A 21044-nucleotide genomic window follows, 5' to 3' on the forward strand; every position below is an offset into this window, starting at 1 on the left:
GAGATTGAAACAATGCGAGTGAAGTTTTCCTACGTCCTTGCCGCCGGCCTTGCAGCGGGCATCGGCTTCTGGATGTACAGCGGCACGATGGTGATCGGCGGCGTCGGCGACAGCGAACACGCAACGCCGCCGCCCGCGCTGCGCGCCAGCCAGGCAATCGAGGACGTCTTCCGCGTGCAGGTTCAGCGCCTCGTCGCCCAGGACCGCCGTGCGGTGCTGGAGGTGCGCGGTCGGACCGAGGCGGAAGCCAAGGTGGCGGTGCGGTCAGAAACCACGGACAACGTCATTGAACGGCCGGCCCGGGAAGGTGCCCGTGTGACGGCGGGCGAGATCCTCTGCGTGCTGGACGCGGGAACGCGCAAGGCACGCGTGCTTGAAGCCAAGGCCGGGCTGGCCCAGGCCGAACTCGATCATGCGGCGGCCACGCAGCTCAACAGCAAGGGCTTCACGGCCCAGACCCGTGTTGCCGCCGTACAGGCTCAGCTCGATGCCGCCAGCGCCCGGCTGCAGGAAGCCGAACTGGAACTGGACCGCACGATCATCCGAGCACCCATTGGCGGGGTCCTCGAAAGCCCCATGGCGGAAATCGGCGCCCAGCTCGAAAGCGGCAGCATCTGCGCCACCGTCGTCAATTCCGATCCCATGATCGCCATCGGTCAGGTTTCGGAACTGAGCATCGGAGCCATTTCCCTGGGCATGCCCGCCAAGGTCAATCTGGTCACCGGTGAATCCCTGGACGGCAAGGTGCGTTACATCTCACCGTCCGCCAACCCGGACACACGCACATTCCGCATCGAGGTGGAACTGCCCAATCCGGACGGCAAGGCGCGGGACGGTGTCACGGCCGTGACCATGCTGCCGCTGCCGGCGGAAAGGGCGCACAAGATCTCGCCCGCCATCCTGACCCTGAACGATGCCGGACAGGTCGGCATTCGCGCCGTGGACGACAAGAACATGACCGTCTTCCATCCGATCCGGGTGCTCGGCGGCGAACAGGACGGCATGTGGATCGGCGGCCTGCCGGAAGAAGTGGTCGCGATCACTGTCGGGCAGGAATACGTGACGGACGGCGAACGTGTGGACCCCGTCTTTGAAACCGCAGAGGCAAGCCAATGATAGACATGCTCGAAGGCGTCCTGCGGCGTCCGAAAACGGTTTTCGTGATGATGCTGGCGCTGATCGTCGCCGGTGTCGCCACCTATATCTCGATCCCGAAGGAAGCCAGCCCGGACATCGACCTGCCGATCTTCTATATCTCGATCGTGCAGCAGGGCATTTCGCCCGAAGATTCCGAGCGGTTGCTCGTGCGGCCGATGGAAACGGAGCTGCGCGGTCTGGACGGGTTGAAGGAGATCACCGCGATCGCCTCGGAAAGCCATGCCGGGATCGTGCTGGAATTCGACATTTCGTTCAACAAGGACGAGGCGCTCGCCGATGTCCGCGACAAGGTCGACCAGGCCAAGAGCAATCTTCCCGACGAGGCCGAAGAGCCGACCATCACGGAAATGAACTTCGCGCTGGCGCCGACCATGATCATCGCCCTGTCGGGCAATGTGCCGGAACGCACGCTCTACCAGCATGCGCGGCGCCTGAAGGACGAGGTCGAGGCCATCGACACGGTGCGTTCGGCGGATCTGACCGGACACCGGGAAGAGCTGCTGGAGGTCCTGATCGACACCCAGAAGCTGGAATCCTATGCCATCACCCAGCAGGAGTTGCTCAACACGCTGCAGCTCAACAACCAGCTCGTGCCGGCCGGCTTCATCGACGGCGGCAAGGGCCGTTTCAACGTCAAGGTGCCGGGCCTCGTGGAGACCGTCGAGGACGTCTACTCGCTGCCCCTGAAACAGAGCGGCGAAGGCGTCGTGACCCTGGCAGACGTCGCGGACATCCGGCGCACGTTCAAGGACGCCAGCGCCTACACCCGCGTGAACGGCAATCCGGCGATCTCGCTTCAGGTGGTCAAACGCATCGGCACCAACATCATCGAGAACAACGCAGCCGTGCGCGAGGTCGTCGAAAACGCTTCCAAGGATTGGCCCAATACGATCCGTGTCGACATGATGCTGGACCAGTCCAACAACATCTTCGAAGTGCTCGGCTCACTGCAATCCTCGATCCTGACCGCGATCTTCCTGGTGATGATCCTGGTGCTGGCCGCGCTCGGCCTGCGCTCGGCTCTGCTGGTGGGGCTGGCGATCCCGACCTCCTTCATGGTCGGCTTTCTGATCCTCGGCGGCATCGGCCAGACAGTCAACAACATGGTCATGTTCGGCCTGGTGCTGACGGTGGGCCTGCTTGTCGACGGCGCCATCGTGATGACCGAATATGCCGACCGGAAGATCCATGAAGGCATGGAGGACCGGGAAGCCTATATCCGCGCCGCCAAGCTGATGTTCTGGCCGATCGTGTCCTCCACGGCGACGACCCTGGTGGCGTTCCTGCCGATGCTCCTGTGGCCGGGCGTTGCCGGCGAATTCATGAGCTACCTGCCGATCATGGTCATCATCGTCCTGACCGCATCGCTGTTCACGGCGATGATCTTCCTGCCGGTCACCGGAGGCATACTCGCGCAGGTCTCGCACTGGCTGAACCGCTACGCCGCGGTGCTGCTCGCCGCGATGATCGCGATCCTGTCGGCTCTCGCCGTCGCCACGGGTCCGGCCGTGCCGCTGGCACTGGCAGGCGCGGTCCCGGCCCAGATGATCCAGCCCCTGACGCTGTTGCTGGCCGTCATTGCCTTCCTGGCGCTCGGTTACGTGTCCTACCGGATCCTGCGCCCCTTCGTGCGCTGGTCCCAGGCCCGCGCAGCCAGGCGGGCTGAAATGGATCGGGCGGAGGCCGCCGCGTTGTCCGGCAACGAGGCTTTCGATGTCCGGAATGTCCGTGGCTTCACCGGAGTATACATCCGGATCCTGAAGCTGTTCGCCGGCAATCCGATCGGCAACATCGCCGCCATTCTTTTGCTGTTCGGGACTTGCGCGGCCATCTTCGTCAGCTTCGCGTCGAATCCCACCGGCGTGGAATTCTTCATCGAGGAAGAACCGGAACAGGCCGTCGTGCTGGTCTCCGGCCGGGGCAACATGTCCGCTGCGGAAGCCCGGGACCTGGTGGTCCAGGTCGAAGACAGGATCATGACCATTCCGGGCGTCGACAACGTCATCACCAACGCGTTCACACCGGGCGGCTCGTCCGGCGGACCTTCCGTTGGCGACGTTCAGGACAAGCCGGCTGATGTCATGGGCGAGATCAACATCGAGCTGGCCGATTTCTGCTGCCGGCGCGTGGCCAAGGAAATCTTCGCCGATATCCGCACGGCAACCGCCGACATTCCCGGCATCAAGGTGGAGACCCGCAAGATCGAGGGCGGTCCGCCCACCGGCAAGGACGTCCAGCTCGAGATCAGGTCGACCGACTATGACGACATGGTCGCGGCCGTGGCCCGCGTGCGCACGCAAATCGACGGACAGGACACCCTGATGGACCAGGAGGACGACCGTCCCCTGCCCGGCATCGAATGGCAGATCTCCATCGACCGGGAACAGGCCGGCCGCTACAAGGCCCATATCGCCTCCGTCGGCAACATGGTCCAGCTGGTCACCAACGGTGTCCTGATCGGCACCTACCGGCCCGGCGACAGCGAGGACGAGGTCGATATCCGCGTCCGGCTGCCGCAGCATGAACGCAGCATAGACCGGTTCGACCAGCTCCGCCTGCAGACCGAACTGGGTCTGGTGCCGATGGCCAATTTCGTCAGCCGGCAGCCCGCACAGAAAGTGTCCGAGATCGTCCGGCGGGATGGGCTCTATTCCATGTATGTTAAGGCAACCGTCAACCCGGAAAGCGGCTCCAACCCGACCGAACAGGTGGCCGGGCTGCAGACATGGCTGGATACCCAGGAATGGCCGTCCAACGTGTTCCTGAAGTTCCGCGGTGCTGACGAGGATCAGCAGGAATCCGGCGTTTTCCTGATCAAGGCCGCCGCAGCTTCGCTGTTCCTGATGTTCCTGATCCTGCTGACGCAGTTCAACTCGTTCTACCAGACCTTCCTGACGCTCTCGACGGTCATTCTGTCGGCCTTCGGGGTGCTGCTCGGCATGCTGCTGACCAATCAGCCGTTCTCGATCATCATGACCGGAACGGGGGTGGTGGCGCTTGCCGGGATCGTGGTCAACAACGCGATCGTCCTGATAGACACCTATAACCGGTTCCTCCATGACGGACTGGAACCGCTGGACGCGATCCTGAAAACCTCGGCCCAGCGTATCCGTCCGATCCTGCTGACCACGATCACGACCATCGCCGGGCTAATTCCCATGGCCACCATGATCAACTTCGATTTCTTCAATCAGGTGATCACCTACGGCGGCATCACGGCGGTCTGGTGGGTGCAACTGGCGACGGCGGTCATTTCGGGCCTCGCCTTCTCGACCCTTCTGACGCTGCTGATGATCCCGGTCATGATCGCGCTGCCGAGCGTGTGGATGAAGTCCTTCTCCAAAATCGTCGGACATTACCGCCGCACGCCCACCCTCGTTCCGGCGGCAGTACCGGAACAGGACGTTGAGTGGACGGACCCGCAACAGGAACAGGAGCGTCCGGCGGCCAAGGTCGTCGCCATGCCAAAGCCGGCTGCTCCGAAAGTCCCCCCGCAGGAAGAGCTTCCGCACGCAGCGGAATGAGTTTCAGCTTCTCCAACAAAAGGCCGCCGTTTTCGGCGGCCTTTTGGTTTGCCTGAAGGGTGCCTGACGGCAGTCATCCAGAACACACCGGAGCGCAAGTCCGGGAAAACGATCCGAGGGGCCCTACGGATCTGGTCTTGCATGAACATCCGGTCATCCATATTGTTGCTTAATACAACTATATGGATGACTCTCATGACCGCCCCCTCGCCCGATCTCGTCAACGACATCCGGTCCGCCTCGCGCCAGTTGGTCCGGGAATTCGGTTTTCTGGACAAGACCATCGCCGGAACCGACCTTTCAGGTTCGGGCGTGCACGCCATCATGGAAATCGGCCTTTGCCCGGGCATCACGGCCAAGGACCTCTGCAACAGGCTGAAACTGGAGAAGTCGACCGTCAGCCGTCTGCTCAAGTCCCTTCAGACCCGCGGCGACATCGTCCAGACGCAGTCCCAGACCGACGGCCGCAGTTTCGGGCTGAACCTGACGCCGGCCGGTCAGGAAACCTTTGCCAGGATTGACAAGTTCGGCAATGACCAGGCGCTGCGCGCGCTGTCCCGGATCGAAGGCCGTCAGGCCGAAGTCGTCGCAAGGTCCATGACAGCCTATGCCGAGGCCCTTGGCACTTCGCAAGACACCGCCCCCGCGTCCGCGCCCGACTTGCTGCCAGACTTGTCGCCAGACCTGCCGGCTGACTTGCCAATCGTCGAAGGCTACCAGACCGGCATGATCGGCGACATCGCCGCCCTGCATGCCCGCACGCACGGGCCGATCGTCGGCACGGGGCCGACTTTCGAGAGCGTGGTATCAAGGGCCATGGCGGAATTCATGCCCCGGATCGGCAATCCGGCAAACAACAGCTGGAGTGTTGTCGAGCGCGGCGAAGTCATCGGCTCGATCAGCATTGACGGCGAGGACCTCGGCGCCAACATCGCCCATCTGCGCTGGTTCATCCTGTCGGAACGGCTGCGCGGCAAGGGGCTCGGCAAGGTATTGCTCGCACGGGCGCTGGAACACTGCGACCGGCACGGGTTCGGTGAGATCCACTTGTGGACCCTGAAGGGACTTGACGCGGCGCGGGCGCTCTATGAGCGAAACGGTTTTGTGCTTGCCGACGAATATGCCGGTGACCAGTGGGGCAAGGAAGTGACCGAGCAGATGTTTGTCCGCAAACGGCCCTGACGAACAGGCCCTGCTCTATTCTGACCAGAGCGTCGTGTCCTGCCACGGCGGCGGGACTGTCAGTCGGCCGGTTCTGGGCGCCTTGCTCCCGTCCAGATCCAGGTATTGCCAAGCTGCGGCCCATTCTTCCGGGATTGTGTAAGGAGGCAATATCGGGCAAAGGGGCAAGAAACCGAAGCGGCCGTAATAACCGGGATCTCCCAGAACCAGCACCTTTACCGCCTGCCAGGCGTCCATGCGGTCCAGGCCCGCACGGACCAGGCGGCTGCCGATGCCTCGCTTCTGCGCGGTCAGCGCGGCGCAGAGCGGTCCAAGCAGCGCGACCGCGTGACCACCCGGCTCAACGCGACACCTTGTGAAAATCACGTGACCGGCAATGTCTTCGCCCGAGACCGCCACCAGGGACAGGACCCCATCCTGCACCTGCAGCAGACGGCGGACCAGGGGAACAAGATCCTCGTCCGGAAATGCCGCGCTGTAGAGCGTTTCGAGCGCATGAAGATCCGTTTCGGTGCCGGCGCGCAGATGGGTTTTTTCGGTCACGGATGACGCTCCTTCAACAAAAACTCCCCTCTGTATTGCCACGTCCGGCCGACAAGGCAACGGCATTTCCGACCACCGGGGGACGGCGGCAGCCGTCCGCCGCCCTTCCGGCAGAGCCTTACCCCTTCGAGATGGAGTTGCCGCCATCGCACAGCATGGCCGATCCGGTGACGAAGGAGGCGGCATCGGACAACAGGAACTGCGCCGCCCTGGCGATTTCTTCCGGCTCGGCCATGCGCTTGAGGGCGTGAAGTCCGGCGACATATTCGTGAAACGCGGGATCGTCACCGGCCATTTCGGTTTTGGTGCCGCCCGGCAGCAACGCGTTCACACGGATGTTGTCCGGTCCGTGTTCCACGGCGAGAACCTGGGTCAGACCGATCAGGCCGGCCTTCGCCGCCGCATAGGCGGCCATGCCCGGCAGACCGATTGTATGGCCGACGAAGGACGAGGTGAACACGATTGAGCCCCCACCGCGCGTTTTCATTGCCGGGATCTGATGTTTGGCCGCCAGGAACGCGCTGTCGAGATTGGTCATGATCACCTGGTTCCAGGTTTCCAGACTCATGTCCGGCACCGGTCCCAGGTCGCCGAGCGTTCCGGCATTGTTGAACGCTCCGTCCAGCCCGCCGAAGGCATCCACTGTCGCGTTGACCGCTGCTTCGGAAAAACCGCTGTCACATACATCGCCGACAAAAAGGGCGATCCGGTCGGACGCATCCGGGAGGGACGCCCTCACCTCTTGAAGATGGTGTTCGCGCCGGGCCGCAAGCATCAGGCTGGCCCCGGCTCCGGCAAACAGGCGCGCCGCAGCCGCGCCGATGCCACTGCTGGCACCGGTGATCAGTATCGTCTTTCCATGCATCATCTACTGGCTCCTCAAAATGTCGAGGAGGCCTGTCTGGACCTGTTTTCAGCTGCCGGAAACCCGATATGCGAGACGCGCCGAAAGACCGCCCGGATCTATCCGCCGTGGTCCTTGTCGCGGTCGGCGATGTTGTCGAGATCGGTGTCGCATTCGTCACCGTCATCGTCCAGCGCAAGGGTGGCGTCCGCCAGGACGAGCAAGCGGTGGGCCCGCCAGGAGACGGGGATCGTCAGAAGGTAAAGCACCGCGCCGCCGGCCAGCATGCGGAACGGATAGCTGACGGTCAGGGCCACGACCAGCACGGCAAAAACAAACAACGGCAGCACAAAATCGCGTCGCACCCGCGTGCCGAGCGTCTTGCCCGAATAGGTCGGCAGTCGGCTGATCAGCAGAAAGGCGATGCCGATCGTATAGGCCGCCACAAAGGCCGCGTCGGCGAACCAGTGCGGAAACAGGCCCAGGAAATCCAGATAAAGCGGCAACAGCACCGTCAGCGCGCCCGCCGGGGCCGGGACACCGGTGAAGAATCGGGATGCCCAGACAGGCTTGTCCGGATCGTCCAGCGCCACGTTGAACCGCGCCAGCCGCAGGGCCGCCGAGATCGCGAAAACCAGCGCCGCGATCCAGCCCATGTTGCCCGCATCCTTCAGGATCCAGAGATACAGCATCAACGCCGGCGTGACCCCGAAATTGACAAAATCGGACAGGGAGTCCAGTTCCGCGCCAAACCGGGACGTGCCTTTCATCAGACGGGCCACGCGGCCGTCCAGACCGTCGAGCACAGCCGCCAGCAGAACCGCCCCAACCGCGAATTCCCAACGCTCCTCGAAGGCCATCCGAACCGCTGTCAGGCCGGAACAGAGCGCCAGCAGCGTCACCATGTTGGGCACGATCAGACGCAACGGGACCCGGCGGAATCGCGGTGTCTTGCGGTCCTTTGACGATGTGTCTTCGGGAGTGTCGATCACGGCGGCCTCAGCTCACGCGGGTCAGTGTCTGTGCCGCGCCCTGCGGCTGCGCCAGATCGGCCAGAAGCGTTTCTCCGGCGATCATGGTCTGGCCGAGGGCCACCTTCGGCTGGGTGCCGACGGGAAAATAGACATCCAGCCGCGAGCCGAACCGGATCAGGCCGAAGCGCTCGCCGGCGGAAAGCGATTCCCCTTCGCGCACGAAGCAGACGATGCGCCGGGCAACAAGGCCCGCGATCTGGACCACGCCGATCCTTGTGTCACCCGCTTCGATCACCAGGCCGTTGCGTTCATTGTCATCGCTTGCCTTGTCGAGTTCCGCATTCAGGAACTTGCCGGCGCGGTAGGCCACGCGCACGATCCTGCCGCCGATCGGCGCCCGGTTCACATGGCAGTTGAACACGTTCATGAAAATCGACACGCGCATCAGCGGTTCCGTGCCCAGTTCCAGTTCCACGGGGGGGCGGGCCAGTCCGACCTGGCTGACGACGCCGTCGGCCGGAGACACCACAAGGCCGTCGCCGACCGGGGTCACCCGGCTGGGATCGCGAAAGAAATAACAGACCCACCCGGTGAAGAAGAGCCCGATCCAGAACAGCGGGCTGATGAAATATCCCACCACCAGTGTTGCCACGAGAGCAATCGCGATGAAGGGCCAGCCTTCACGGTGGATCGGGACCATGGCCTTGGTGACGGAGTCTACAATCGACATCTTTTCATCCGCTTTCAGAACAGGCGATTCGTGCCCCGGCTCCGGGAGACGGGCTGTCCGGCAAACGGACACGCACCTGTTGCACTTGTGTTGTCCCCGCTTCTAGAGGCTTTTGGCGCCCAAGAGAACCGGATTCTCTCAAAAACCACAGCGGTTCAGGATGTCCCACCGGCAATTTTCTCTCTCGCCAGACGGTAGTCCGTTTCCCAGTAGGCCGGCCGACCGTATTTGGATATCAGGAAGTCCGTGAAACTGGTGATCTTCGGAGGTATGTACCTGGCGGGCGGATAGACCGCATAGATATTGCCCGTGCGCCCGACCGGATAATCCTCCATCAATTCGACAAGCCGGCCATCCCTCAGGTCCTCCCAGACATGGGCGATCGACTTGACGGTCAGACCCAGCCCGTAAATGGCGGCATCGTAGGCGAAGTCACCGCTGTCACCCGAAATCACCGGATCTTCCAGCACATGGGAAATCTCGTGGTCCGGCCCGTTGAAATACCAGACCGGCATGGGCTCGAAGCCGATACAGTCGTGATTGCGAAGATCTCCTGGGCTCTGCGGCGCTCCCCGCCGCGCCAGATAGTCCGGACTGGCGCACAGGACCCGCGGATTGCCGCCGAGCCTGCGGGCGAGCAGGCTGGAATCGGGCAACAGCCCGCCGCGGATTGCCAGATCATAACCTTCCTCGACCAGGTCGACAATGCGGTCGGTCATGTCGACTTCCAGCCGCACATCCGGATAGAGCTGCCGGTATTCCGCCACATAGGGCAGGATATGCTTGCGGCCGAAAAAGACGTTGGACGAAATCTTCAAGGTGCCACGGGGCGTGTCCTGTGCCGCATCGATCAGCCTGCGTGCCTCGGCCAGCTCTTCGATCGCAGCGCCGGCATGGCGCAGAAACACCTTTCCCGCCTCCGTGAGACCGGTGCGCCGCGTGGTCCGGGCAACGAGTTGCGTGCCCAGTTCCTTTTCCAGATTGCTCAAACGGCTGCTCGCCGCCGACGGAGACAGGCCGAATTCCCTGCCCGCCGCCGACAGGCTGCCAACCTCGGCCACGCGTTTGAAAAACTTGAGATCGTCGACACGCATTATTCGATACTTTCGAAAGATGTCTTCGAATTTAGCCTCATTCTTCGAGGAAAGGCAACGTGAGACAAAGGTGTGGCAGCAACAGGAGCCCGCCATGTATCATTCCGGAGATAACTACGAAGTCCGCGCCCGCGCCGAACGGCACAAGGAATTGCGCCGGCTGGCCGGTGCCCTGTTCGGGTTTTTCAGCCGGATCGCGAAACCCGGACCGGGCCCGGCCAGCCGCCCGGCCGATCTCGGCTGCGCCAACGACCGTCCCGCCAGGAACGACCGCCCCGACAGAAACGACCGTGCGGCGTAGCGGCATCATTTTGCCGGAACGTAGTCGGCCGGCTGACCGCGCGTGATGATGCCGAGATCGTCGTTCTCCCGGGCTGCCCGAAGCCGTTCTTCGGCTTCGTCGGCTTCGCGCTGGCGCGCCCACATGGAGGCATAAAGACCGCCCTTGTCGAGCAACTCCAGGTGCGTGCCGCGCTCGGCGATACCGCCGGCCTCCAGAACGATGATCTGGTCGGCATTGACCACCGTCGACAGACGGTGGGCGATGACGAGTGTCGTGCGGTTCTGCGAGACTTCGTCCAGTGCAGACTGGATTTCCCGTTCCGTATGGGTGTCCAGCGCGGAGGTTGCCTCGTCCAGGATCAGGATCGGCGGAGACTTCAGGATCGTCCGGGCAATCGCCACGCGCTGCTTCTCGCCGCCCGACAGTTTCAGGCCGCGCTCGCCGACTTCCGACTGATAACCTTGCGGCAGATTCTCGATGAAGTCGTGGATCTGGGCCATGCGGGCCGCTTCCCTGACCTCTTCCTCCGATGCGTCCGGGCGTCCGTAACGGATGTTGTAGGCAATCGTGTCGTTGAACAGCACCGTGTCCTGCGGCACCATCCCGATCGCGTCGCGCACGCTTTCCTGGGTGACGTCGCGCACATCCTGCCCGTCGATTTCGACCGCCCCGTCGGTGACGTCGTAAAAGCGGAACAGGAGGCGGGAAATGGTCGATTTGCCTGCGCCGGACGGGCCGACAATGGCCACGGTCCTGCCCGCGGGCACCTCGAAATCGATCCCCTTCAGGATCGGCCTTTCGGGATCATAATGAAAGCGGACCTGCTTGAACGCGATCTTGCCTTCGACCGCCTGCAGCGCTCCGGCGCCCGGCTTGTCCTCGATCTCGGCGGGCACCAGCAGAAGATCGAACATGGATTCGATATCCGCCAGCCCCTGACGGATCTCCCGGTAGAGAAAGCCGATGAAATTGAGCGGAATGGAGATCTGCATCAGCAGCGCGTTGATCAGCACGAAGTCACCGATATTCTGCTCACCCGCCAGCACGGCTCTTGCGGACAGTGCCATGCACAGCGCCATGCCGATGCCCAGGATGACCGACTGTCCCAGGTTCAGCCAGGCCAGCAACGTCCAGGTCTTGGTTGCGGCGCTCTCATATTTCGCCATGGAGACATCAAAGCGTTCCGCCTCCATGTCCTCGTTGCCGAAATACTTGACCGTTTCGAAATTCAGCAGGCTGTCGATGGCCTTGGAATTGGCATCCGTGTCGCTGTCATTCATCTCCCGGCGGATCTCGATGCGCCAGTTGGAGCATTTGATGGTGAACCAGACATAGGCCACGATCATCACCGCGACGATGATCACATAGGAAAAGCCGAACTGGTACCAGATCACGGCCGCCATGATGGCGAATTCCAGGATGGTCGGAATGCCGTTGAGGATCGTGAAGCGGACGATCGCCTCAATGCCCTTGACGCCGCGCTCGATCACCCGGCTGAGACCGCCGGTGCGGCGGGCCAGATGGAACCTGAGGGACAGCTTGTGCAGGTGGCGGAACGTCAGGATCGCCAGTTGGCGGACCGCATGCTGGCCCACCCGCGCAAACAGGGCATCGCGCAACTGGTTGAACCCCATGGCAAAGACGCGGGCGGCATTATAGGCCAGCACCAGCATGACCGGCGCCACGAGGAAGGCCGGCAGGCCCGAAGTCTCGCCGGTCAGCGCGTCCGTTGCCCAGGCAAAGAAATAGGGCGACAGCACCGTGACGAACTTGGCGACGATCAGGGCGAGGACCGCGAGCAGAACCCGCTTCTTGAGATCCGGTCGTTCCGAAGGCCAGATGTAAGGCCACAGATTGGCGAGCGTCGCCATCGTGCTGCCCTCGTCGGCGCTGACCGGCTTGCGGACCTGCGGATCTTCGGATTGGCTGCCGGAAGCCGCGGCGGAGGGCTTTCGCGGCGAGGTCGCTGATTGATCAGTCACACTTAACTCTCCAGGCAGCCGGGGCAGCCGGTTGGGTCTTATTCTTGATTATCCGGCGGGGAACAGGCGTCGCCGGGCCGGGCCGGTGTCATGGAATTGAGGCGCTCCCAGAATTCCTTCGAACGCCGCTCCGCCAGATCGAGTTTCTGCCGGTTCAGCAGGTAATGGCAGTTTCGGCCACGCGAATCACACGTCAGCAGGCCCGCGTCCTTGAGCACCTGCAAGTGTTGCGAAACGGTCGACTGGGCCAGAGGCAGATGACGGACGATTTCGCCGCAGCAGGCTTCGTTTTGAGACGCGAGCTGTTTGACGATCGCCAGGCGCGCCGGATGGCCGAGAGCGCGGAACACGGCGGCGAGCTCTTCACAGCCCGCAAATGCGTCCGCGGTTTCAGGGCAGGTTTTATTCGGTGGCAGATCCGTCCCGCTCATGGGGCGGTTTCCTCGTTCACGACAGTTTGTTTCATCGTTGATATGCGATGAATGAACGAAAAAACAAGCCCCGCATGCGCAGGGCGGGAAGCCTGACCGGCCCCCGCCCCTTCACTCTGTCCGGGTCAAATCCGGATCAGCCGTTGTTTTCCGGAGTTTCTTCCCAGTTCAGGTCGCCTTCCGGCGTCAGGAACACCTGCCCCGGATAAATCAGGTCCGGATTGCGGATCTGCTCCTGGTTGGCCTGATAGATCGTGGTGTAGCGAAGCCCCTCGCCATAAAGGCGGCGCGAGATCCGCCACAGATTGTCGCCCTTGCGGATGATCACGACCGGCAGGGACTTGCGGACTTCCGCACCCTGTCCTTCCGGATTGCCGCTGGCGCCGGTTGCCACCACCTTGGTGAGCACGATCTGCCGGTCCCGCTCCTTCTCGAAGGTGACGGCCGCGCGCGCATCCACCGCATTGCCGTCCTTGCCGATCAGGTCTGCGCGCACCTCGACATTGCCTTCGGCAATATTCTTGTCGCCCTGGACCAGCCACTTGCCGTCGGCATTGACCTGGACCTCGCCCTGAAAATCGTCTCCCACATAGACGCGGATCGACGAACCGGGTTCACCGGTGCCGGCGACGAACACCTTGTCCGTTTCCGATTCCACCGCTTCCACGGTCACCGTCGGCGCATCCGGGGCCGCTTGCCCTTCCGCCTGTGCGGCAGGTGCGGCACTTGCGGTCACTTCGGGCGCAGTCTCCCTGGCAGCCTGCTGCACAATCGGGTCGCCGGCCTCAGAGCTGTCCGGGGCGGTCTCTTGCGAAGCCGCAGCGGTGTCCGTGCCCGCCGTATCTGCCGGACCGGTATCAACCGAACCGCTGTCGTCCGGTGCCGCGGCGACACTCACGTCGCCGGATTGTTCTTGCTGTGAGGGATTCCCGGCGGCGGCTGTGCCTGTACCGGCGGGCTCAGGAGCCACCGCAGCGGTCTCCGGCTGGTCCGTGTCCGGGCTCTCGGGTGCCGCGGCCTGTTCGCTCTCGGGGGCCGGTGTCTGCGGGTCCGGCTGTGCTGCGGTCTGCGCGTCCGGCGTCGGCTCCGCCGGCGTTTCAGCCGCAGGCTGCAACGCGGCGACCTCGGTCCGGGCTTCGGTGTCCGAAGGCGCCGTTCCCGGAAGCTCGGCTTCCGCCTGTCCGGTTTCGCTGGCCGGGCCGGCATCGGCGGCCACCTCTTCATCCGCGCCGGCCGGGTCTGCCACAGCTTCGGCAACCTGCTGCGCGGGTGCCGGTTTCTGCAGAATATCGGACGGGCCGTCCGGCGTGTTCAGAACGATCAGCGGCTGCTCCTTGCCGCCTTCCGGCAAGGAGACGGCCAGACGTTCCCGGGAGGTCACAACGGGCGTGCCGGCCTCGTCATGCACCTCGACGCCAACGTCATAGTCACCCGGCTTGAGCGGTTCATCGAGAATGATCGTCCATTCGCCCTTATCGTTTGCGATGCTCTTGCCGACCACCTTGCCGTTCGCGGTCAGGGCGACAATGGCACCGGCATCGGAACGGCCGGCCACGACGGTTTCACCGGTGGGTTCCACACCGACCACGTCGAAGCTCGGACCGTCCGCGCTTGCGGGTGCAGCGTCATCGGCGGCGGATGTGGCGGCCTGCTCGTTTTGAGCGGAGGGCGCAGGATCCGCGCCGGCCTGCGGCTGCGTTTCCGTGCCGGCCACTTCCGGTGTCGACAAGGCGCCAACGGCCTCCTGAAACGGCAATTTTCCGGTATCGCGATAGACATAGGCCGTCGCCAGGGCAGCAAGGCCAACCGGCACTGCCGCGATCAAAGTCCAGACGAGTGTGGTCTTGTTCATTGTTCTTCCTGTCAGGAAGCGCCCGGTCGGCCCGGCGCTTTTATGTACCTGTTCCCCTGCATCCGGCCTGCTGATCCGGCACCTTCAGGCCGGTCCATGGCGCGGGTGAAGGTGGTGACTCAATTGCCGCTGACACAAATTCCGATCCTGCCCATGCATAGCCCTCTTTTTCAGGCGCGGCAAGAATACCCGCCTGACGGCCTGGGCTCCGCGAACAGAATGCTTGACCTCATGGCAATCTGAATGTCACACCTTTGCGTCATGAATACGGTATCTCAAAATCAGCTTGCAAGCGTCTGTGTCTATTGTGGTTCGAGCTTCGGATCGGACCCGGCCCACGAAGCCGCAGCGACGCGGATTGGCCAGCTCATCGCCGAGGCCGGCCTGCGCCTGGTCTATGGCGGCGGCTCGGTCGGCCTCATGGGCACGGTCGCCAACGCGGCTCTCGAATCAGGTGGCAAGGTCACCGGCATCATCCCGCATTTCCTGGAGAAACGGGAAGTGATGCTGGAAACGCTTGAGGACCTGGTCGTTACCCGCGACATGCATGAACGCAAACACCTGATGTTTCAAAGGTCCGATGCCTTCATCGCACTGCCGGGCGGCATCGGGACGCTGGAAGAAGCTGTCGAGATGATGACCTGGGCCCAGCTCGGCCAGCACCGCAAACCGGTAGTTCTGGCCAATATCAACGGCTTCTGGTCGCCCCTGCTCGAGTTGCTCGACCACATGCGCGCGCAAGGGTATATCCGGCCCGATACCGAGGTTCCCTATCTTGTCGCCCGCAACACCGACGACATCCTGCCCATGCTTCGCCAGGCCGTTTCGGGCGAAGCCCGGACCTCGCCCGAGCACGTCGCAACGGTGAAAGACCTTTAGGGTCTGAGGGCTGCTGACAATCCTCAAATTCGTCCTCCCGGACGCAGCAATGCGACACCCCGGCACCGGCGCGCACGCCGGCTGGTAGGGAGGACGACTGCAAGGCTATGACCTGGCCGCCAGTCTGGATTTGACACGGTACCGGCGCCAGCTGTCATAGGTGAAGATCGCCAGCGCCACCCAGATGATTGCGAATGTCAGCAGCCTGGTTCGGTCAAGCGGCTCCCCCCAGATATAGACCGCCATCAGGAAATGGATCGAGGGCGCGATATACTGCATCAGCCCTGTCATGAAGAGCGGAAGCCTGCGCGCCGCTGCCGAAAAGCAGATCAGGGGAAGCGCGGTCACGATACCGGTTCCGGCGAGTGCGGCCAGAACCGGCAGGTCGTTCAGGACAAGGGCGTCGACGCCGCGGCCCAGGCCCAGCAGTATGTAGCCGGCGGCGAAAGGAAACAGCAGCAGCGTTTCCACGAACAGGCCCGGCGTCGGCTTGACCGGGGTGATCTTGCGGACATAGCCGTATCCGGCGAATGAAAACGCCAGCACCAGCGATACCCAGGGCAGCCCGCCGGCGAGAACGGCCTGCAGCACCACAGCAAGGACTGCCAGCGCGACCGCACCTCCCTGTCCGATCGACAACCGCTCGTGCAGAACGACAAGACCGACCAGGATGCTCACCAGAGGATTGATGAAATAGCCGAGTGAGACGTCAAGGACCTGATTGTTGCCAATCGCCCAGACAAACACGAGCCAGTTCACCGAGATAAACGAGGCGGAGGCCATCAGGCTCATGAGAACCTTCGGCTGACGGAAGACCTCGCGCACCTCCGGCCAGCGGCCGCGCGCCCACAGGAACAGGCCGACAAACAGCACCGACCACAGGATCCTGTGCGAGACGACGAGGTCGGCGGGGACCGTATCCGTCAATTTGTAGTAGGCGGGGAAAAAGCCCCACATGCCATAGGCCGTCAGGCCGAACAGGATCCCCTGGCGGAATTCGGCCTGCGCCTGCGACGGGGTCACTGGCTGCGACATGATTTGGCCTTTCTGAAGCATCGCGCATTCGCCCGAACGCCGAAGAGATGCTCGACCACTTCCGGGTCGATCAGGCGGCTTCGGCCTTCAACAGCGCAAATGTGATGGAGTCGACCAGTGCCTGGAACGACGCGTCGACGATATTGGAGGAGACCCCGATCGTGAACCAGCGGCGGTGGGACCGGGTGTCGTGGCTTTCGATCAGGACGCGCGTGACGGCGCCGGTGCCACCGTTGAGGATTCGCACCTTGTAGTCAATCAGCTCAAGGCCTTCGATTGCGGACTGGTATTTGCCGAGATCCTTGCGCAATGCCCTGTCGAGCGCGTTTACGGGGCCGTTTCCTTCCGCGACCGACATCCGGGTCTCGCCGTCGATGTCGACCTTGACCACCGCTTCGGACACAGACACCAGATCGCCAATGGCATTGAAGCGGCGCTCGACCATCACGCGGAAGGAACTGACCTCGAAATAGCGTGGCACCTCCCCCAGCTCCCGGCGCGCGAGCAGCTCGAACGAGGCATCGGCCGCTTCATAGGCATAGCCTTCGGCCTCGCGGTCCTTGACGAGCGTCAAAAGGCGGTCGAGACGCGGGTCCGTCTTGTCGACCGCGATCCCCACCCGGGTCAGCTCCCCCAGAAGGTTGCTCTTGCCGGCCTGATCGGAGACGAGCACCCGACGCTGATTGCCGACGCTCTCCGGCGTGACATGCTCATAGGTCCGCGGATCCTTCAGGATCGCGGACGCATGAATGCCGGCCTTGGTGGCAAAGGCGGTCTCGCCCACATAAGGTGCCTGCCGGTCCGGAGAGCGGTTCAGGACCTCGTCGAAGGCGTGGGATATCGCTGTGATGTCCCTGAGCTGGTTGTCGCCGACACCGATCTGGAACCGGTCGGCGAAGACCGGTTTCAGCTTGAGGGTCGGGATCAGGGTGATCAGGTTGGCATTGCCGCACCGTTCGCCGAGCCCGTTCAGAGTTCCCTGGATCTGCCGGACACCGGCATCGACCGCGGCCAGGGAATTGGCGACCGCATGGCCGGTGTCGTCGTGGGTGTGGATGCCCAGGTGCGATCCGGGAACAACCGCCTGCACCTTGGTAACGATGTCGAAGATCTCGTCCGGCAGCGTGCCGCCATTGGTGTCGCACAGCACGATCCAGCGGGCACCGGCCTGATAGGCGGTGCGGGCGCAGTCCAGCGCGTAGTCCGGATTGGCCTTGTAGCCGTCGAAAAAGTGCTCGCAGTCGATCATCGCTTCCTTGCCGACAGCAACAGCGGCAACAACCGTCTCGTAGATCGAATCGAGATTTTCCTCGTTGGTGCATCCGAGCGCGACCCGGACATGGTAGTCCCACGCCTTGGCGACGAAACAGCAGGCATCGGAGCTGCTGGACAGGATGTCCTGAAGGCCGGGATCGTTGGCCGCGGAGCGCCCGGCGCGCTTGGTCATCCCGAAGGCCGTGAACTGCGCCTTGTCCGTGCGCCTGGCACTGAAGAATTCCGTGTCGGTCGGGTTGGCGCCGGGATAACCGCCCTCGATGTAATCGACGCCCAGACGTTCCAGAAGCTCCGTGACGACGATTTTCTCGTTGACCGAAAAATCGACGCCGCTGGTCTGCGCGCCGTCGCGCAGCGTTGTGTCAAAGATATAAAGGCGGTCCTTGGTCATCAGTGTTTCCTGCCCGGCGTGTTCGCCATGTCTTATAGGGATCTGGTTTCGCCGGACTGGACCGGTGGCCAGGTGTCGGTGTCATGGTCGGGATGCTGGTTCGAGACGATCGAAGCCAGAAAGGCCAGCGCCTCGAAGTCGTCTGCCGTGGTGCGCGCCGGGATGTCGGCCATGTGGTCGGCATAGGGAAGCTTGCCTTCCACGCCGTACTGGATGACGGGCGCAATCGCGCTCGGTTCGTCAAACGCGCCAATCGCGATCGCGATCCCGTCCGGCGCTTCATAAGTCAGCGGTGTCCCGCACTCCCGGCAAAATCCGCGAGAAACCACATTGGAGCTCCGGAACCGCGTCGGCTCGGACCGCGTCCACGTGAGGTCCGTCTCGTTCCGCACACTGACCAGGGGCGCGTAAAAGCCGCCGACGGCCTTCTGGCACATGCGGCAATGGCAGATCGATGCCTTGCCGAGTTGTCCCGAAACCCGGAACCGGACAGCACCGCATTGGCAGCCGCCTGTGAAACCGTCGCTCTTGTCCACCATCAGAAATGCTCCTTGCCGCAGGCATCCAGGATCTTCCGGCAGACACCGTCGAGATCTGTCAGAACGTCGGAGTTCCAGAAACGCAGCACCGTCCAGCCGCGGGAGTGCAGGGGTCGGTCTCGTATTTCATCGCGTTCCCGGCCCGCGGCCGCCCCATGCTGCGATCCGTCCAGTTCGACGATCAGGCGATGGGCGGGCGCCGCGAAGTCGACGATGTGGCCTTCGATCGGCATCTGGCGGCGAAACGAAATGCCTTCCAGACGATGTGCCCGGATCACCTGCCAGAGCTTCCTTTCCGCCTCGGTCATCTGCGAGCGGAGGCGCCTGGCGTTGGATCGCAGGCGTCTGGAGACGTCTTCGTGGGGCATGGATCGGACTCCCTTCGGAAAGCCGACGACAGCATGTGGAACAGAGGCTGCAGACCCCCCTCTGTCTGCAAGAGCGGACATCTCCCCCGCAAGGGGGGAGACCGGAGCAAGCCTCAGGTCGCTCAATCTACCTTGAGCGTGAACTGTGAAATAAGATCCACCGGCCGGATATGAGCAATCGGCGACCACAGTTGGTGAGGCAAGGACTTGCGACAGATGCCCCTCTCCCCCCTTGCGGGGGAGATGTCCCTGAAAGGGACAGAGGGGGGTATCAGGCCTGTCCGCCAACGCTCCCCTCACCGCTTGACCTCCCAGGTTGTCACCCGTTCGCCGGTTGCCGAGTCTTTTGAATCCTTTAGCGAGATTCCCTGAGACGTGAGATCATCCCGGATCCGGTCTGCCTTCCCCCAATCCTTTTGCTTCAGCGCCTCCAGGCGCGCGGACACGGCCGCGTCAACTGAGACCGTGTCGATACCGGACAGGTCGGCCTTGACCGGCCCGACACCGAGCAGGGCCGCCGACGCGGAGTAGAGCGCCAGCAGGTCCGGATCCTTTGCCGCCTCGACCGCCAGAGCGTGCAGCGCCTGGATGGCTCCGGCCGTATTGAGGTCGTCGCAAAGCGCCTCGACAACGTCCGGCGCCGGCGCGGCTTGGGTTGCCACCGGCTGCGGCCATTTGGCCAGAAGGTTCTCCGCTTCCTCCAGCTTGCGCACCGAGAAATCGATCGGTTCGCGGTAATTTGTCATCAGCATGGCCAGGCGCAGCACTTCGCCCGGCCACTTGCGGCCGCCGAAGCTGTCCGTTTCCAGGAGCTCCTGAAGGGTGAAGAAATTGCCCTCGGACTTGGACATCTTCCGTCCTTCCACCTGCAGGAAGCCGTTGTGGAGCCAGTAGTTGGCCATCACACTGGTGCCGTGCGCGCAGCGGGACTGGGCGATCTCGTTCTCATGATGCGGGAAGATCAGATCCAGGCCGCCGCCGTGGATGTCGAACACCTTGCCGAGGTGATACGCGCTCATGACCGAGCATTCGATGTGCCAGCCGGGACGCCCGCGTCCCCAGGGACTGTCCCAGCCGGGCTCGTCCCCGGAAGACAGTTTCCAGAGCACGAAATCGCCCGGGTTTTTCTTGTGCTTGTCCACCGCGACGCGGGCGCCGGCTCTCTGTTCGTCCAGGTTGCGGTGGGACAGCCCGCCGTAGTCCGGCATGGACGCCGTGTCGAACAGCACCTCGCCGCCAGCTTGATAGGCGTGGCCCTTGTCGATCAGCGTGGCGATCATGTCGATCATTCCGCCGATGTGGCCTGTGGCCCGCGGCTCGAAGGTCGGCGCAAGCACACCCAGCGCGCCGATGTCCTTGTGAAACTGGTCCGCCGTCTTGCCGGTCACCTTCGCGATCGCCTCGTTGAGCGGCAGATCCGGAAAGTCCCTGAGCGCGCGCGCGTTGATCTTGTCGTCGACGTCGGTGATGTTGCGCGCATAGGTGACATGGTCGGCGCCGTAGAGATGGCGCAACAGGCGGAACAGCACGTCGAAGACGATCACCGGGCGGGCATTGCCGATATGGGCGAAATCGTAAACCGTCGGACCGCAGACATACAGGCGCACGTTGCCGTCGTCGATCGCACGGAAATCCTCCTTCACGCGGGTGAGCGTGTTGGTGAGCTTCAAGCCCTTGAAAGTGCCGGATATCGCTGTCTCAGCGGCGCTCATGTCAAACGGTCTCCTGGCCGGCTGGCCGGGCGGTCCGTCTCAGATAGGTTTTCGCCAAGAGGGAACGGCCACAGCCAGCGGTGTCGCTAGCTGCAAATAATGGTGTTCGAAATGATGTTCCATGTGGCCGTCATCATGGGCAGCTTTATGGACCGGAAGACGGAAGCCGGTCAAGACTGCAATTGCCCGGAAACGCCGCAAGCCGCGCCTTGTGAAGTTGGCGCCTTGCGCGACTTCCTCTAAACTTC

18 protein-coding genes are annotated in these 21044 nt (G+C 63.1%); 5 read left to right on the top strand and 13 right to left on the bottom strand.

From position 1 onward, the window contains the following. The first annotated feature begins 12 nt into the window (after window positions 1-12). The 3 genes from AC0VX3_RS17730 to AC0VX3_RS17740 all read left to right on the top strand — a co-directional run bounded on the left by AC0VX3_RS17730 (window position 13) and on the right by AC0VX3_RS17740 (window position 5864). On the top strand, window positions 13-1116 hold the full coding sequence (locus AC0VX3_RS17730) for an efflux RND transporter periplasmic adaptor subunit (protein ID WP_475521620.1): 1104 nt from the start codon (window positions 13-15) through the stop codon (window positions 1114-1116). Next, window positions 1113-4682, top strand: coding sequence for an efflux RND transporter permease subunit (locus AC0VX3_RS17735; RefSeq protein ID WP_475521621.1), 3570 nt, complete (start codon window positions 1113-1115; stop codon window positions 4680-4682). The genes AC0VX3_RS17730 and AC0VX3_RS17735 overlap by 4 nt, the downstream gene beginning before the upstream one ends. A gap of 195 nt (window positions 4683-4877) precedes the next feature. Further along, the gene (locus tag AC0VX3_RS17740) at window positions 4878-5864 is read left to right on the top strand and encodes a helix-turn-helix domain-containing GNAT family N-acetyltransferase (RefSeq protein WP_475521622.1); all 987 of its coding nucleotides are present in this window, start codon (window positions 4878-4880) and stop codon (window positions 5862-5864) included. 15 nt (window positions 5865-5879) lie between these two features. Here AC0VX3_RS17740 and AC0VX3_RS17745 read toward each other — a convergent pair whose 3' ends face one another. The 5 genes from AC0VX3_RS17745 to AC0VX3_RS17765 form a co-directional block, all read right to left on the bottom strand. Then, entirely contained in the window at window positions 5880-6407 is a 528-nt protein-coding gene (locus AC0VX3_RS17745; protein WP_475521623.1) for a GNAT family N-acetyltransferase, read from the bottom strand. Window positions 6408-6525: 118 nt separating this feature from the next. Next, a complete protein-coding gene (locus AC0VX3_RS17750; protein ID WP_475521624.1) occupies window positions 6526-7275 on the bottom strand; it encodes an SDR family oxidoreductase in 750 nt (249 codons plus the stop codon). 95 nt (window positions 7276-7370) lie between these two features. Next, window positions 7371-8156, bottom strand: coding sequence for a CDP-alcohol phosphatidyltransferase family protein (locus AC0VX3_RS17755; RefSeq protein ID WP_342894374.1), 786 nt, complete (start codon window positions 8154-8156; stop codon window positions 7371-7373). A gap of 94 nt (window positions 8157-8250) precedes the next feature. Beyond that, a complete protein-coding gene (locus AC0VX3_RS17760) occupies window positions 8251-8955 on the bottom strand; it encodes a phosphatidylserine decarboxylase (RefSeq protein WP_475521625.1) in 705 nt (234 codons plus the stop codon). 155 nt (window positions 8956-9110) lie between these two features. Next, window positions 9111-10049, bottom strand: coding sequence for a LysR family transcriptional regulator (locus tag AC0VX3_RS17765; RefSeq protein WP_342894171.1), 939 nt, complete (start codon window positions 10047-10049; stop codon window positions 9111-9113). Window positions 10050-10143: 94 nt separating this feature from the next. Here AC0VX3_RS17765 and AC0VX3_RS17770 point away from each other — a divergent pair, with 94 nt between their 5' ends. Continuing rightward, entirely contained in the window at window positions 10144-10350 is a 207-nt protein-coding gene (locus tag AC0VX3_RS17770) for a hypothetical protein (protein WP_475521626.1), read from the top strand. 5 nt (window positions 10351-10355) lie between these two features. Here AC0VX3_RS17770 and AC0VX3_RS17775 read toward each other — a convergent pair whose 3' ends face one another. The 3 genes from AC0VX3_RS17775 to AC0VX3_RS17785 form a co-directional block, all read right to left on the bottom strand. After that, complete coding sequence (locus AC0VX3_RS17775; protein WP_475525200.1) at window positions 10356-12203, bottom strand: ABCB family ABC transporter ATP-binding protein/permease; 1848 nt, start codon at window positions 12201-12203, stop codon at window positions 10356-10358. A 149-nt stretch (window positions 12204-12352) separates the two neighbouring features. Further along, window positions 12353-12745: an ArsR/SmtB family transcription factor gene (locus tag AC0VX3_RS17780; protein WP_475521627.1), complete on the bottom strand. Its 393-nt coding sequence runs from the start codon at window positions 12743-12745 to the stop codon at window positions 12353-12355. 136 nt (window positions 12746-12881) lie between these two features. Next, on the bottom strand, window positions 12882-14597 hold the full coding sequence (locus tag AC0VX3_RS17785; protein WP_475521628.1) for a LysM peptidoglycan-binding domain-containing protein: 1716 nt from the start codon (window positions 14595-14597) through the stop codon (window positions 12882-12884). A gap of 243 nt (window positions 14598-14840) precedes the next feature. Between AC0VX3_RS17785 and AC0VX3_RS17790 the strand changes: the two genes are divergently transcribed. Next, window positions 14841-15476, top strand: coding sequence for an LOG family protein (locus AC0VX3_RS17790; protein WP_348143495.1), 636 nt, complete (start codon window positions 14841-14843; stop codon window positions 15474-15476). 105 nt (window positions 15477-15581) lie between these two features. Here the strand turns inward: AC0VX3_RS17790 and rarD are convergent, their stop codons facing one another. From rarD to cysS, 5 genes are all read right to left on the bottom strand, one after another. Then, a complete protein-coding gene (rarD, locus tag AC0VX3_RS17795) occupies window positions 15582-16511 on the bottom strand; it encodes an EamA family transporter RarD (RefSeq protein WP_348143498.1) in 930 nt (309 codons plus the stop codon). Between the two features lie 70 nt (window positions 16512-16581). Further along, entirely contained in the window at window positions 16582-18177 is a 1596-nt protein-coding gene (gene cimA / locus AC0VX3_RS17800; protein WP_475521629.1) for a citramalate synthase, read from the bottom strand. A gap of 32 nt (window positions 18178-18209) precedes the next feature. Then, complete coding sequence (locus AC0VX3_RS17805; protein WP_475521630.1) at window positions 18210-18716, bottom strand: GFA family protein; 507 nt, start codon at window positions 18714-18716, stop codon at window positions 18210-18212. Next, complete coding sequence (locus AC0VX3_RS17810; RefSeq protein WP_475521631.1) at window positions 18716-19084, bottom strand: endonuclease domain-containing protein; 369 nt, start codon at window positions 19082-19084, stop codon at window positions 18716-18718. Before AC0VX3_RS17810 ends, AC0VX3_RS17805 begins: the two co-directional genes overlap by 1 nt. A gap of 296 nt (window positions 19085-19380) precedes the next feature. Further along, window positions 19381-20796 carry a cysteine--tRNA ligase gene (cysS, locus tag AC0VX3_RS17815; RefSeq protein ID WP_475521632.1) on the bottom strand — a complete coding sequence of 472 codons (1416 nt, stop codon included), beginning with the start codon at window positions 20794-20796 and terminating at the stop codon, window positions 19381-19383. Between the last annotated feature and the right edge of the window lie 248 nt (window positions 20797-21044).

Source organism: Roseibium sp. QJM3NY_11 (genome assembly GCF_056173175.1).